This window comes from Achromobacter sp. (assembly GCF_050285565.1).
In the GTDB taxonomy this organism is placed as follows: domain Bacteria; phylum Pseudomonadota; class Gammaproteobacteria; order Burkholderiales; family Burkholderiaceae_B; genus Achromobacter.
Genome location: NZ_JBLZXG010000003.1, coordinates 181121 through 195300 on the forward strand (window position 1 = coordinate 181121; position 14180 = coordinate 195300).

The following is a 14180-nucleotide window of genomic DNA, read 5'->3' on the forward strand; positions in this document are numbered from 1 at the left end:
TCTCCATGCAATACGTTCTCGTCAGCGCCTGTCTGCTCGGCCACCCCGTACGTTACGACGGACGCTCGGTGCCGGGCGATCACGACGTGCTGGCGCGCTGGCTCGACGCCGGCCGGGTGGTGTCGGTCTGTCCCGAGGTGGCCGGCGGCCTGCCGATTCCGCGTCCGCCAGCCGAGATCGAACCGGGCGCCGACGCCGTCGCGGTACTGACCGGCCGCGCCCGGGTGATGACGGTCTCGGGCCAGGACGCCACCCGGCCATTCGTCGAGGGCGCGCAACAGGCATTGGACGTGGCGCGGCGGCGCGGCATCCGCATCGCGGTGCTCAAGGAGGGCAGTCCTTCCTGTGGCAGCGGTTATGTCTACGATGGCAGTTTTTCCGGCCAGCGCCAGCCCGGGGCCGGCGTCGCCGCGCGCCTGCTGGCCGACGCCGGGGTGCGCGTCTTCAGCGAACACCAATGGGCCGAGGCCGCCGCCTGTCTGGCACGCCTGGAGGCCGGCGATGGGCTTTAACGTCGGCGACTGGCTGGGGCCGCCGGCGCGCCTGACGGGCAGTGGCGCCCGCGCCAATGCAACGAGCGCCCCGTGGGGCGCTCGTGGTGCCAGGGCCGGCAGGCTTCAGTTGGCGCGGTAGCCGCGGCTGTTCATGCAGGAATCCATGGCGCGGTTGTAGCTGTCCACCATGACCTGTGTGGTCCATTGCGAGAGGGTGGCCGGATCGTAGCCGCTCTGGTTCATGGCCCAGCGCTGGCAGTCGGTCGAGGCGCTGACCTGCGCCTGGTTGACCGGCGGCGCCGGTTCGTACTGCACCGGGGCGTATTGCGTCGGCGCCTGGTAGACCGGGGGCGCGCTGTACACCGGCGCCGCTTCATACACGGGCGCCGCGTACACCGGCGGACTGTAGTAGGCCACGCCGGGCGCATAGACGCCCGTCTGCACGTACGAGGGGCCGGAATTGGCCGCCAGGATCAGGCCGGTGGCCGCCAACGCCAGCGCGCCGCCCACCCACCAACCGCTGCCGCCGCCACCACCGCCGTGATGATGGTGATAGCCACCACCGTGGTACCCGCCGGCCAGCGCGGGGGAACTTGCCAAGGCCAGGGCCAGCGCGACGCCGACCATACGACCTGTGAACCGCTTCATGATCTTGCTCCTGAGCCGCCGGGTGTCCGCGCACTGCGGACACTGGCGATACCGTAATGTAACGCCGCGGTCGCGCAAGAGTTGTGTCAAGAGTTATGAAGATTTCAAGTGATTTCAGGGGCTTGGCGGCGACATCAGGGTTTCTATGTATGCGGGGATGTATGGCAAAAAGGCCGGAAGGATAGTATTTTCACGCGATGACGACGGCAACACCCCCATCTGTACCGCAAGACAAGCGTTTGACGAAAGGTGAGCGCACCCGGTTGCAACTTCTGGAAGTCGCGGCAGCGGAGTTCGCCGAGCGCGGCTTCCAGCACACCCGGATCAGCGACATTGTCGCCCGGGCGGGCGTGACGCAACCGGTGTTCTATCAGTATTTCGCGGGCAAGCAGGCGGCCTACGACGAACTCGTGGGCATGTTCGCCCAGCGCCTGCGGCGGGAAGTCTGCCAGGCGCGCCTCTATGAAGACCAGCGGAGCCTGCCGATCCAGGAGCGCGTGCGGCGGGGCGTGAGCAACTGGCTGGGCATCCTGCAGGAAGATCCCAACCTGACCCGCATCGGCTTTTTCCAGGTCGACGCGGCCGAGGCGCTCAAGGACGAGCTGGTCGCGATGATCTCCGAGAACATCCGCATCGACCAGCGCGCCGGCGTATTCCGCAAGGATATTGCACCGGAATGGCTGTCGCATGCCTTCATGGGCGTGATTGAGCGTTTCACGCGGCGCGAGCCCAACACCCAGGAGCGCGAGGCGCTGGCCGACTTCATCACCACCCTGTTCCTGGAAGGCGTGCGCCAGCGTTGACGCCACGCGCAGGCCGGCCGCCGCCGCGTCCGGCGCGCCAGGGCCGGTTCAGCGCGTCCGGGTCACAGCATCCGGGTCACGGCATCCGGGTCACGGCATCCGGGTCACGGCATCCGGGTCAACGCCTACTCCACCCGCGCGCCCGAGGCCGCCACCAGCTTGCCGGCCGCGTCCCAATCCGCCTTCAGCAGATCCTGGAACTGCGCCGGCGACTTGGCCTCGGCCTCCACGCCCAGCGCCGCCAGCCGCGCCTGTACCTTGGGCTCGGCCAGCACGCCGTTGACGGCGGCGTTGATCCTGTCGCGTTCGGCCGGCGCGATGCCGGCCGGCGCCAGCAGACCCAGCCAGGAATCGAAGGCATAGCCGGGCAGGCCGCTCTCGGCCACGGTCGGCAGGTCGGGGGCGAAGCGCGAACGCTGCTTGCCGGTGTAGGCCAGGAACGTCACGCGCGGGTCGTTGCGGTAGCCGGTCACGCCGATGGTGGCGGCGGTGACGGCCTGGACCCGGCCGGCCAGCAGCTCGGTCACCGCGTCCCCGGTGGACTTCATGGGAATGTGCTGCATCTGCGCGCCGGCCGCGGTCAGGAACGCGGCCATGCCCAGGTGCGAGGCGCTGCCGTTGCCGGCCGAGGCGTAATCGTAGGCGCCCGGCTTGGCCTTGACCGCCTGGATGAATTCGGCCGTGTTGGCCGCCTTCAGGCTGGACGAGGCCAGAATGACGTAGCCGGTGTTGCCCACGTAGGCCACGCCGGTGAAGTCCTTGTAGGGGTCGTAGGCCAGGTTTTTGTAGAGGTAGCCGGCGATGTGGTGGCTGGCCGCGGCCAGCACCAGCGTGTTGCCGTCGGGCGTGGCGCGCGCCACCTGGGCGGTGCCGACCGTGCCGCCGGCGCCCGCGCGGTTCTCGACCACGATCGAGGCGTTCAGCGCCCGGCCCAACTCGTCGCTGATGGCGCGGGCGATGGTGTCCTGCACCGCGCCGGTGCCGTACGGCACGACGATGCGGATGACGCGTTGCTCGGCATGGGCGGCGCCGCCACAGGCGGCGGCAACGGCCAGAAGCAGGGCGGGGAGATGGCGCAAGAGGGGGCGCGTGGCCGGAAGGCGGATCGACATGGATTCAGCGTTGGATTCAATGATGCGGGGCGTTGGACTCTACCGGCGGCGCGCCGCCGCGCCAACGATTGATTCCCGCCTTGCTTATTGCCCCTGGCGATATCGCGCCGCGCGCGCCTGGATATACTCGCAGGCGCCACCGGCCAACGACAACACAAGGGAAATCGATGAACGCGCTCATGCAGCAGGCGATCCAGTTCGCCAACGACCACGAAACCGCCTGGGACCGCAGCGTCGACGGGGTGTTCGGGGTGCACCAGAACGATCCGCCGCCCTGGAACCGCCTGCTGGGCCCGCTCCACGATCGTGGGCCGGTGTCGGGCGTGGTGCTGCGCGACGGCCGCGAGATCGCCGCCTGGGGCGAGCCCGACCGCGCCGACCTGACCTTCAGCGTGGCCAAGCTGTACCTGGCGATCCTGGCTGGACTGGCGCATGACCGCGGCCTGCTGCCGGACGTCGACGAGCCGGTCGGCAAGCGCGTGCCGGGCATCGGCTTCGACCAGGGCCGCAACGCTGGCATCACCTGGCGCCATCTGTTGCAGCAGACCAGCGAATGGGAAGGCGAGCGCTTCGGTGTTTCCGACCAGGCCGACCGCTATCGCGCCGTCACCTTCGGCGCGCCGCCCGATGGCAGGAAGGGCGAGGCCCGTCCGTTGCAAGCGCCCGGCACGTACTGGGAATACAACGACGTGCGCATCAACCAGCTGTCGTATGCGCTGCTGCACCTGTTCCGCCAGCCCTTGCCCGAGGTGTTCCGCGAAGCCGTCACGCGGCCGCTGGGCGTCAGCGAAAACTGGCAGTGGGTCGGCTACGACAACGCCTGGGTCGAGATCGACGGCCGTCGCATGCCGTCGGTGCCGGGCGGTTCGCACTGGGGCGGCGGCATGTCGATCAGCGCGCGCGACCAGGCCCGGATCGGGCAGATGCTGCTGGATCAGGGCCGCGCCGCCGATGGCCGCCAGGTGCTGTCGCGCGAATGGATCGCGCAGATGCGCCAGCCTTGCGCCATCGCGCCGTACTACGGCTACCTGATCTGGCTCAACCACGAAGGCCGCGTGTTTCCCAGCGTGCCGGCCTCCAGCTTCTTCGGCGTGGGCGCGGGCAGTTCGTTCACCTGGGTCGAGCCCGAGCGCAAGCTGGTGGTGATCGTGCGCTGGCTCGATTCGGCGCACGCCGACGCGTTGTTTGGCCGCATCCTGGCGGCGGTGGACGCGCAGCCGGCCTGAGCGCGCGCCGCGCGCAGGCCGCGCCGGTCTGGAATCCCTGCCCGGCGCAGGGATTTTCAGCGGCCCGCCGGCATTCTTCTGGCAACATGGCCCTTTGCCCGCCGCGTTGCCGGCGCGCCCGTCACCGCCCCGCGTTTCGCGCGCGCTTTTCACGCCGGCCACTTTCTCGCCGACCAAGGATTTTCGCCATGAATTACCGCCGTCTCGGAACCAGCAATCTTCGCGTATCGCCCCTGTGCCTGGGCACCATGATGTTCGGCGAGCAGACGCCCGATGACGAGGCCGCGCGCATCGTCGCCTCGGCGCGCGACCACGGCCTGAACTTCATCGACACCGCCGACGTCTACAACGACGGCCGCTCCGAGGAAGTGGTGGGCAAGCTGCTGCAAGGGCAGCGCCACGACTGGGTGCTGGCCAGCAAGATCGGCAACGTGGTGGGCCAGGGGCCGAACCAGTCGCACTATTCGCGCCAGTGGCTGATCCGTGGCGTCGAGCAGAGCCTGGCGCGCCTGGGCACCGATTTCCTCGACATCCTCTACCTGCACCGCGACTACCACGAGGAAAACCTGGAAGAAGCGCTGTGGACGCTGGGCGACCTGATCCGCGCCGGCAAGCTGCGCGGCTTCGGCCTGTCGAACTTCCGCGGCTGGCGCATCGCCGAGACCCTGCGTCTGTGCGAAAAGCTGGGCGTGCCACAGCCGGTGGTGTGCCAGCCGTACTACAACATGCTCAACCGCGGCCCCGAGGTCGAGATCCTGCCGGCCTGCAAGCACTACGGCCTGGGCGTGGTGCCGTACAGTCCGATCGCGCGCGGCGTGCTCACCGGCAAGTACCTGCCGGGCCAGGCGCCGGCGGCGGACACCCGCGCCGGGCGCGGCGACCGCCGCATCCTGGCCACCGAGTTCCGCGAGGAATCGCTGCGGATCGCGCAGCAACTGGTCAAGCACAGCGCCGCCCGCGGCGTGCAGCCGGGCCACTTCGCCACCGCCTGGGTACTGGCCAATCCGATCGTCACCGGCGTTATCGCCGGCCCGCGCACACTGGCGCAGATGGACGACTACTACGCCGCGCTGGAAGTGAAGATCACGCCCGAGGACGAAGCCATCGTGGACGGCTGGGTCACGCCCGGCCACGCCTCGACCCACGGCTACAACGATCCCAACTATCCGTTTTTCGGCCGCCCGGTGGCGGTGGCCTGAGGCGCGGGCCAGGGCGGCTCGGGGCGCGCGTTGCGGCGCCCCGCAGGCCGCGCGCGCCCTAGGCCTTGCGCAAGGTGGCGTTGGCGGGCGCCACCGGCGCGTCCTGCGCCAGGGGGCGGCCGCCGCGTCCGATCCGCCACGCGCACAACGCCGACACCACGCCCGAGAACAGCACATACAGGCAGATCAGCCACGGCTGGCCATTGCCGGTCTTGAGCAGGGCGGTGGCGATGATCGGCGTGATGCCCGAGGCAAAGATGCCCGAGAACTGGTAGACGAACGAGATGCCGGTGTAGCGCACCTTGGCGTCGAACAGCTCGCAGAACAGCGCGGCCTCCGGCCCATAGACGGCGGCGTAGAAGATGCCGAACGGAATGATGATGGCCAGCCACACCAGCATCACGCTGCCTTGGCTGTTGAGCATCAGCCAGAAGCCGGGAAACGCCGCCACCGCCGTGATCAGCGAGCCCCAGAAATACACCCGCGCGCGCCCGATGCGATCCGACAGCCGGCCGAAGTAGGGGATCGTGAAGCACATCACCAGCGCCGCCGCCATCACGCCGGTCAATGCCTCGGTGCGCGTGATCTGCAGCGTCTGGGTCAGGTACGAAATCGAGAACACGCCGAACACGTTGAAGAACACGCCGTCGATGTAGCGCGCGCCCATGCCCTTGGCGACGTTGCCGGGATAGCGGCGGATCATGTCCATGAACGGAATGCGGCTCTCGGCATTGTCGCGCTTGACCGCGGCGAACTCGGGCGTTTCCTTGATGTTCAGGCGGATGTACATGCCGACCCCGACCATCGCGGCCGACGCCAGGAACGCCAGGCGCCAGCCCCACGCCATGAACTGCTCGTCCGTCAGCAGCGTCGACAGCAGCGCCACCGTGCCCGAGGCCAGGCACAGGCCGATGGCCAGCCCGATCTGCGGCAGCGAGGCGTAGTAACCCTTCTTGCCGGGCGGCGCGTATTCATACGCCATCAGCACCGCGCCGCCCCATTCGCCGCCCAGGCCGATGCCCTGGAACACCCGCAGCAGCAACAGCAGGATGGGCGCCCACAGACCGATGCTGTCGTAAGTGGGCACCAGCCCGATCAGGAAGGTCGACACGCCCATGATCATCAGCGTCATCACCAGCATGCTCTTTCTGCCGATGCGGTCGCCGAAGTGGCCGAACACCAGCCCGCCCAGCGGCCGCGTGATAAAGCCCACCGCGAAGGTGGTATAGGCCAGCATGGTGGAGACGAGCGGGTCGCCGGTGGGGAAGTAAAGCTTATTGAAGACGATGCCGGCGACCACGCCGTACAGGAAGAAGTCGTACCACTCGATGGTGGCGCCGATCAGCGAGGCGGCGACGACTCTGCGCACCGCGGTTTCGTTCTGCTTGGCCATGCCTGTCTCCTTTGGTGGGGCGGGCGGCACTCTGCGGCGCCGCGCCGCGGGTTGCGTTCAACGCATGTCATGCCGCCTGTTGCAATACCGGCTGCGCCTGGGCGCTTGGCCGCGCCGCGTGCAGATCCTGCAGGATGAAATCGGCCGCGCGCTCGGCCAGCATCACCACCGGCACATTGGTGTTGCCCGACACCAGCGTCGGCATGATGGAACAATCCACCACCCGCAGCCCGCTCACGCCATGCACCCGCAGGCGTTCGTCGACCACCGCCAGCGGGTCCTGGCGCGGGCCCATCTTGGCGGTGCCCGAGGGGTGGAAGATGGTGGCGCCGTACTCGCGGCAGAAATGCAGGATCTCGTCGTCGCCGCGCACCTCGGGCCCGGGCCGCACCTCGCGCTTCATCAGCCCGGCCAGCGGCTCGGTGGCGGCCAGCCGGCGCGCGTACTTGACCGCCGCCACCGTCATGCGGCGGTCAAGCTCGGTGGACAGGTAATTGGGCTGCATCGCCGGAGCCTCGAACGGATCGGCGCTGCGCAACTGCACCGTGCCGCGCGAGGACGGCCGCAACTGGCACACCGAGTACGTGCAGCCCGAGAACGGATGCACCTTGCCGCCGGCCATGTCGGCCGACAGCGTGGCGAAGTGGAACTGCGTGTCGGGCGTGGCGCTGGCCGGATCGACGCGGCAGAACAGGCCGCCCTGGTTGATGCCCACCGCCAGCGGCCCGCCGCGAAACAGCAGCCATTGCAAGCCCATCGCGGCGCGGCCATGCAGCGTGCGCAACTGGTCGTTGGTGGTGATGGGCTGGCGCGTCTCGTAGATCAGGCGGATCTGCAAGTGATCCTGCAGGTTTTCGCCCACGCCCGGCAGGTCGCGCACCACGCCGATGCCAAAGCGGCGCAGCAGCGCGGCCGGGCCGACGCCCGACAGTTGCAGCAGTTGTGGCGATTGCAGCGCGCCGGCGCACAGGATCACCTCGCGCCGGGCGCGCAGGGTGCGCACCTGGCCGTCCTGGCGGTAGCGCACGCCGCAGGCGCGGCTGCCTTCGAACAGCACCGCCATGGCGTGCGCGCCGGTTTCCACCCGCAGATTGGCGCGGCCGCGCGCCGGGCGCAGGTAAGCCACGGCGGTGGAGCAGCGGCGGCCGTTGCGGGTGGTGAGCTGGTAGTAGCCCACGCCTTCCTGGTCGCCGCTGTTGAAGTCGCGCACATGCGGCAGGCCGAGCGCGCCGGCCGCGCCGATCAGGCCCTCGACCAGCGGATGCGGCGTCTTGATCGAGGTGGCGTTCAGCGGCCCCGCGGTGCCATGGGTGGGGCCGGGTCCCAGGTCGTTGTTCTCCAGCTTGCGGAAGTAGGGCAGGCAGTCGTCCCAGCCCCAGCCGGGGTTGCCGGCGGCCGCCCAGGCGTCGTAATCGCGCCGCTGGCCGCGGATGTAGATCAGGCCGTTGATGGCGCTGGAGCCGCCCAGCGTGCGCCCGCGCGGCCAGTAGATGCGGCGGTTCAGCATGTTGGGATCGGGGTCGGTGTAGTAGCCCCAGTTCAACACCTTGTGGAACATGGTCTTGCCGTAGCCGATCGGGATGTGGATCCACGGCGAACGGTCTGGCGGCCCCGCCTCCAGCAGGCAGACCGCGTGCTGGCCATTGGCGCTCAGGCGGTTCGCCAGCACGCAGCCGGCCGATCCGGCGCCTACCACGATGTAGTCCACGGCTTCGGACATGTCTGCTTTCCTCCTTGGTGTGGCCATGCCGGCGCGCGGCAACTCCTGCGTTCGGACGGCGCGTTTACCCTGCTTGTCGCAACGCCGGGCGCTTATATACTGGCCCGAAGCGAGGGGAGCGCGGCGACGCGCGAAGGTTCCGTATCTGTGGCGATTCTAGGAAGCGCTCACGGGAAAGAAAGCGCGACAAGCGCGGGAACGGGGAAATGGAACACAACCTGGATCTTCGGTTTCAAAATCGCAGTGCAGCATCGGCGCTCAGCGCCGACGCCGGCGAGCCGCAAGAGGCCGCCCGCTCGCTGCGCGCGCTGCTGGTGCTGGACCACCTGGCCCGCGCCCAGCATCCGCCCACGCTGGCGCAACTGGCGCAGCGCCTGGACATGCCCAAGACCACGCTGATGCGGCTGCTGGCGGCGATGCAGCGCGCCGGCTTCGTCGCCGCCACGCCCACCGAGAACGGCTACGTGCCGGGGCCGCAGTCCACCGCGCTGGCGCTGGCCACGTTGCGCGCCTCGGCCTTCACGCGCGCCTGCCGCGCCGTGCTGGCGCAATTGGCCGGCAAACTGGGCGAAACCTGCAACCTGACCGCGCCCGACGGCGACCAGGTGATCTACATGGAGCGGGTCGAAACCGCCGAGCCGCTGCGGCTGTTCTTCGCGGTCGGCAGCCATGTGCCGATGCACTGCACCGCCAGCGGCAAGCTGTTCCTGGCCTCGATGAACCGGCTCGAACGCGGCCGGGTGCTGGCGCGCCTGCCGCTCACGCGCAATACGCCGCGCACGCTGACCGATCCGGCGCGCCTGGAGGACGAACTGGAACGCCTGGCCGCGCGCGGCATCGGCATCGACAACGAGGAATTCGTGCGCGGCATGAGCGCGGTGGCGGTGCCGGTGCGCGACGCGCAGGATCGCGTGGTGGCCGCGGTGGCGTGCCATGCGCCGACGGCGCGGCTGATGCTCGACGACCTGCTGCGCGCGGTGCCGGTACTGCAGGGCGCGGCGCAGTCGATGCGCGCGGTGCTGGCCGAGCACCGGCCGGGCGGCTGAACGTCAGCAGGGTGGCCGGCACCGCCCGGAGCTCCGGGACGGGCGGCCCGGGCGGCTACCCGCGCGGCGCGCGGCCCTGGCGCCAGGCCAGCGCCAGCACGCCGCTGGCGCCGAGCGCAAGTAGCGCCAGCATGACGCCCGCGCCCGCGACATCGAGCAGCACCCCCGCCGCCAGCGGCGCGACGATGCGCGTGAGCGCGAAGACGCTGGCTTGGATGCCATAGTCCAGCGCCTGCAGGCCCGGCCGCGCGTGCGACATCATCAGTCCGAACACCAGCGCCGCGGTGGCGCCCATGGCCGCCGCCACCGCCATGGCGCAGGCCACCAGCACGGCGGGCGCCGCGTCCAGGCCGACCGCCAGGGCCAGCGCCGCCAGCACGGCAGCCCCCGCGCCGGCGTGCAGCGGCACCGCGCGGGCCGGCCCCAGGCGCTTGAGCGCGCGCGCGCCGGCCACGCTGCCAACGGCGCCGACTGCGCCGCCGGCCACCCCTGCCAGCCACGCCACGCGTGCGGGCGCCAGCCCGTGATCCAGCAGCAGCGGTTTCAAATAGAACCAGCCGGTGCCGATGAAGGGAAACAGCAGGGCCAGCAGCGGCAGCCAGCGGCGGCTGGCGGGCAGGCGCAGGTAGGCAATGGCCTGGCGGCTGGTCGAGGCGGCGCTCGACCCGCGCGCGGCAGGCTGCCGCCTTGAGCCGTCCAGCGCCGGCGCGGGCGCCGTGTCGATGGACGCATCGCGCGTGGCCGCGTCGTCCGCGCGCCCCGCATGCAAGGCATTCGTGGTTTCGCGCAGCAACAACGTCAGCGCCGCGCCCAGCGCCAGCGCGGCGGCCATGATCAGGAACGGCGCCTGCCAGCCCCAGCGCGCCTGCGCCAGCAGCATCAGGCCGCCGCCGGCGATCGCGCCCAGGCACAGCGCCATCGAGCGGATGCCGCCGGCCCAGGCGCGGCTGGCGGCCGGCAGCACGCGGATCGCCAGCGCGTTGACGGGCACGTCGGCCCAGGTGCCGGCCAGGGCGGCGGCCGCCGCCAGCGCGAACAGCATGGCGCCATCATTCAACAGGTCGCGCCAGCCCAGCGCGAGCAGCACGGCGGCGTAGGCCAGCAGCAGCGCCACCGTCCAGCGCCGGTAGCCGCCACGGCCGGCGCCCCGGCGGTCCAGCGGCATCGCCAGCAGGAACTTGAACACCGTCGGCAGGCTGGCCAATTGGAACAGGCCGATCGCGGTGCCCGACCAGCCGTGCTGGCGCAGCACCAGCGGCAGGCCCAGCCAGAGATAGACGCCGGGCGCGGTCAGCGCCAGGTTGAGCCAGCCGAACAGCGCCTGGGCCAGGCCGTGGCGCAGGGCCGGCCTCATGGCGCGCTCCGCCGCGCCGACAACACGTGCAGCGGCGCCAGCGGAAAACGGTCGGAATCGAAGCCGCGCACCTCGGTGAAGCCGGTGTCGCGCAGCGCCTGGGCCAACTGGCCCTGGCGCGTCACGCGCCGCCCCAGCAGCAGCATCGGCAGGTAATAGCGCAGCACGCGCGCGGCGGCGTCGGCGTCGTCCGGGATCTCGGCATGCGCCATCACCAGCAGCCCGCCCGGCGCCAGCGCATCGTGCATCTTGCGCAGCGCGGCGGCGGCGTCGGGCACGAAATGCAGCACCGACGAGCACCACACCAGGTCGTAGCCGGCGCCAATGTCGGCCGTGGCCAGGTCGCCGCCCACGGCCACCATGCGCTCGGCCAGCCCGGCGGCGGCGATGTGCTCGCGCGCCACCGCGGCGCTCTCGGGCCAGTCGAACACCACGCCGCTGGCGCCCGGCCGGTCCTGCACCAGCGCGATGCCGATCAGGCCCGGGCCGCCGCCCAGGTCCAGGATGCGCCGCGCCGCGTCGGCGCCGGGCACGCAGGCGACCGCTTCGCGCGCGGCGGCCACGGCCAGCACGCGCTGTTCCTGGCCGATCTGCGCCCGCGCCGCCTGGGCCCAGCCGCTGGCCTCGGATCCAGCCCCGGGCGGCGTGGCGCGCGCGGCGGCCGGATCCTGGCGCAGCCGCTGCATCAACTGATCGCCGGATTGCGCCAGCGCGCGGCGCCGGTAGCGCCAGGCGTCGCCGCAGTAGCCCGGCCGGCCCGCCAGGAAATGGGCGCGGGCCGTGGCGCCGCAGCGGTACAGCGTGGGTTCGCCGGCGATGCGATGCAGCAGACGCAGGCCCCACAGCAGGTCCAGCAGGTGCCCGGCGGCGGCCGGGCGCAGCGCCAGCGCCTGGGCCACCTGCGCCGCGCTGGCTGGCGTCACCAGGTGCGCGAACAGGTCCAGTTCCAGCGCGGCGTCGAGCGCGGCGGTTTCGACCGGCGCGGCGGCCAGGTCCCAGTAACGTTGCAGGGGCAGGGGAGAAGTCGGCATAGGGGTTCCTTGGTAAGCGGTTCACAGGCGCCAGGTCAGGCGCAGGCCCAGTTCGCGCGGCGGGCTGTAGACGGTGACGATGCCGTTCTGGTAGCCCACGGCGTCGTAGCGGCGGTCGGCCAGGTTGTTGACGTAGGCCGAGATCTCGACCTGCCGCACCGTGACGCCGGCGGCCAGGTTGACCAGCGCATAGCCGTTGCGGCGGTAGCGGTTGGCGGCGTCCAGGTACACCGGGCCGGTGCCGCTGAGCGAGGCCTGGGCGTACCAGCCGGCCGGCGCGTCGTAGCGCGCCGTCAGGTGGCCGTTGACGCGCGGCGCGAACGGGTTCTGGTTGCCGCCGTAGTCGTTGGCGCCATCGCGGAAACGGCTGAAGCGGGTGCGGTTCAGCCCCAGCCCGGCCTGCAGCGACCAGCCCTGGCCCAGCAGGTATTCGAGCTCGAACTCGGCACCGAGCGAACGCGCCGAAGCGGCGTTGGTGACGTACACCAGCCCGGGCAGCGGCATCTGCTGCACCTGCATCTTGTCGACCGTCATCAGGTACAGCGCGGCGCCGTAGCGCAGGCGCTTGCCCGGCAGCCAGCCCTTGGCGCCGATCTCGTACGCGCGCAGCGTCTCCGGTTGGTAGGCGGCGTAGTCGGCCGCTGGCGAAAACACGTTGAAGCCGCCGGCGCGGAAACCATCGGCCACCGAGGCATAGACCTGCTGGCGCGGCGCGAACGCGTATTGCAGCGCCAGCTTGGGCGTGACGCGGGTCCAGCCGGCGCGGCGCGCGCTGTCGCCGCGCGGGGTGAAGCGCAGCGTGTCGCGCTCGACCCGGGCGCCGGCCTCCAGCGTCCAGCGCGCGGCCAGCGGCACGCGCCAATGGGTGAAGGCCGCGCCGGATTGGCCGCGCAGCCGCACCGCGCTTTCGGTCAGGCCGCGCGGCATCTTCTGGGTGTTGCGCAGGTCATGGTCGTCGCCATCGGCGTACAGGCCGGCCAGCCATTGCGCGCGGCCCAGCGCGCCCTCCAGGCGCAGCTCCTGCGACAGGGTGCGGAAATGGTGGTCGCGCGCGATGTGCAGCAGGTCGGCGGGCTGGAAGTCGGTGTCCTGCTGCACTCGGTCGCGCAGGTCGTTCCAGGCCGTGACCGAGGTCAGGCGCAGGCCGCTGTCCAGTTCGTGGCGCAGCGCCAGCGACGCGCTGCGGCCGATGGAACGGTTCCAGCCGGGCGTGCCGGAGGCCACGGTGGCGCGGGCGGCGGTGGGCGAGCCCCACAGCGCGGCGCCGTCCCGGTAGTTGATCTGCGCATAGCGTAGGGTGGCGTCGGTGCGCGCCGACGGCGTCCAGCGCAGGGCCAGCTTGGCGTTGCGCAGCGCGCGGTCGTCCTCGCGCCGGCCGGTGTCGGTGTTGTCGATGAAGCCGTCTTGGCTGCGCCAGGCGCCGGCCACGCTGGCGTAGAGGGTGTCGTCGACGATCGGCCCGCTCAGATCCAAGCGCAGCATGCGCAGGTCGCGGCTGCCGACGGTGGTGGAGACGCTGCCGCGCACGCTATCGCCGGGCGCGCGGGTATGGACGTTGATGACGCCGGCCTCGGCGTTGCGGCCGTACAGGGTCGATTGCGGGCCGCGCAGGATCTCGACGCGGTCGATATCCAGCAACGGGTCGTCGAAACCCTGCGCCATCAGCGTGGGCACGCCATCGACCACCAGCAGGGTCGAGGTCGAAAATGAAAAGAAGTTGGCCGACAGACCGCGCATCACCGCCGCGTTGACGCCGGCCTGGCCGAACGGCTGGAACGTCAGGCCCGGGGTGACGCGCTGCAGTCCGTCGATATCGAGGACGCCCTGGCTTTCCAGGCTGTCGCCGTCGAACACCGACAGGCTGCCGGGCAGGGATTCGAGCGCGCGTTCCTGCTTGTTGGCGGTGACGGTGATGGCGGGCAGTTGCGCGGCGGCGGCGGCGGGCGGCGCGGCCGCCGACGCGGAAGATGGCGGTGAGGCGGGCGCGGCCGGTTGCGCCTGCGCGGCGGAGGTGGCGCACAGCCACAGCAGGACCCAGGCGGCGCGTGGGTGGGAAAGAGGGCGGATCATCGGGATTCCTGTACGGGCAGTCACGGCGGCGCCAACGTGCGGCGCCGTCCCGAAGATGGTATTTCTTTATGCGAACGCCTATCA

At 70.9% G+C, this 14180-nt stretch carries 12 protein-coding genes; 5 read left to right on the forward strand and 7 right to left on the reverse strand.

Features of this window, described 5'->3' with window-relative positions; all coding sequences use genetic code 11:
• Window positions 1-5: 5 nt before the first annotated feature.
• A complete protein-coding gene (locus ACN6O8_RS06765) occupies window positions 6-512 on the forward strand; it encodes a DUF523 domain-containing protein (RefSeq protein ID WP_427990303.1) in 507 nt (168 codons plus the stop codon).
• Window positions 513-617: 105 nt separating this feature from the next.
• Here ACN6O8_RS06765 and ACN6O8_RS06770 read toward each other — a convergent pair whose 3' ends face one another.
• Window positions 618-1142: a hypothetical protein gene (locus tag ACN6O8_RS06770; protein WP_427990304.1), complete on the reverse strand. Its 525-nt coding sequence runs from the start codon at window positions 1140-1142 to the stop codon at window positions 618-620.
• A 263-nt stretch (window positions 1143-1405) separates the two neighbouring features.
• Here ACN6O8_RS06770 and ACN6O8_RS06775 point away from each other — a divergent pair, with 263 nt between their 5' ends.
• Window positions 1406-1945 (forward strand): TetR/AcrR family transcriptional regulator, encoded by a 540-nt coding sequence (locus tag ACN6O8_RS06775; RefSeq protein ID WP_427990305.1) that lies wholly within the window; start codon window positions 1406-1408, stop codon window positions 1943-1945.
• Between the two features lie 125 nt (window positions 1946-2070).
• Here the strand turns inward: ACN6O8_RS06775 and ACN6O8_RS06780 are convergent, their stop codons facing one another.
• Window positions 2071-3057, reverse strand: coding sequence for a tripartite tricarboxylate transporter substrate-binding protein (locus ACN6O8_RS06780; RefSeq protein ID WP_427990306.1), 987 nt, complete (start codon window positions 3055-3057; stop codon window positions 2071-2073).
• A gap of 167 nt (window positions 3058-3224) precedes the next feature.
• Between ACN6O8_RS06780 and ACN6O8_RS06785 the strand changes: the two genes are divergently transcribed.
• Together ACN6O8_RS06785 and ACN6O8_RS06790 are read left to right on the forward strand one after the other, a co-directional pair.
• Window positions 3225-4283, forward strand: a complete 1059-nt coding sequence (locus tag ACN6O8_RS06785; RefSeq protein WP_427990307.1) for a serine hydrolase domain-containing protein — start codon at window positions 3225-3227, stop codon at window positions 4281-4283.
• 188 nt (window positions 4284-4471) lie between these two features.
• Entirely contained in the window at window positions 4472-5482 is a 1011-nt protein-coding gene (locus tag ACN6O8_RS06790; RefSeq protein ID WP_427990308.1) for an aldo/keto reductase, read from the forward strand.
• A 58-nt stretch (window positions 5483-5540) separates the two neighbouring features.
• Here ACN6O8_RS06790 and ACN6O8_RS06795 read toward each other — a convergent pair whose 3' ends face one another.
• Both ACN6O8_RS06795 and ACN6O8_RS06800 read right to left on the reverse strand, forming a co-directional pair.
• Window positions 5541-6875 carry an MFS transporter gene (locus ACN6O8_RS06795; RefSeq protein ID WP_427990309.1) on the reverse strand — a complete coding sequence of 445 codons (1335 nt, stop codon included), beginning with the start codon at window positions 6873-6875 and terminating at the stop codon, window positions 5541-5543.
• Between the two features lie 67 nt (window positions 6876-6942).
• Window positions 6943-8595 (reverse strand): GMC family oxidoreductase, encoded by a 1653-nt coding sequence (locus ACN6O8_RS06800; protein ID WP_427990310.1) that lies wholly within the window; start codon window positions 8593-8595, stop codon window positions 6943-6945.
• Between the two features lie 206 nt (window positions 8596-8801).
• On the opposite strand from ACN6O8_RS06800, the gene ACN6O8_RS06805 reads away from it, so the two are divergent.
• Window positions 8802-9641: an IclR family transcriptional regulator gene (locus ACN6O8_RS06805; RefSeq protein ID WP_427990311.1), complete on the forward strand. Its 840-nt coding sequence runs from the start codon at window positions 8802-8804 to the stop codon at window positions 9639-9641.
• Between the two features lie 55 nt (window positions 9642-9696).
• On the opposite strand, the gene ACN6O8_RS06810 is transcribed toward ACN6O8_RS06805, so the two are convergent.
• Genes ACN6O8_RS06810 through ACN6O8_RS06820 form a run of 3 tightly spaced genes read right to left on the reverse strand, consistent with a single transcriptional unit; the run spans window position 9697 to window position 14096 of the window.
• On the reverse strand, window positions 9697-10995 hold the full coding sequence (locus ACN6O8_RS06810) for an MFS transporter (RefSeq protein WP_427990312.1): 1299 nt from the start codon (window positions 10993-10995) through the stop codon (window positions 9697-9699).
• Window positions 10992-12026, reverse strand: a complete 1035-nt coding sequence (locus tag ACN6O8_RS06815; protein WP_427990313.1) for a class I SAM-dependent methyltransferase — start codon at window positions 12024-12026, stop codon at window positions 10992-10994. Before ACN6O8_RS06815 ends, ACN6O8_RS06810 begins: the two co-directional genes overlap by 4 nt.
• A 21-nt stretch (window positions 12027-12047) precedes the next feature.
• Window positions 12048-14096, reverse strand: a complete 2049-nt coding sequence (locus ACN6O8_RS06820) for a TonB-dependent receptor (RefSeq protein WP_427990314.1) — start codon at window positions 14094-14096, stop codon at window positions 12048-12050.
• Window positions 14097-14180: the final 84 nt, after the last annotated feature.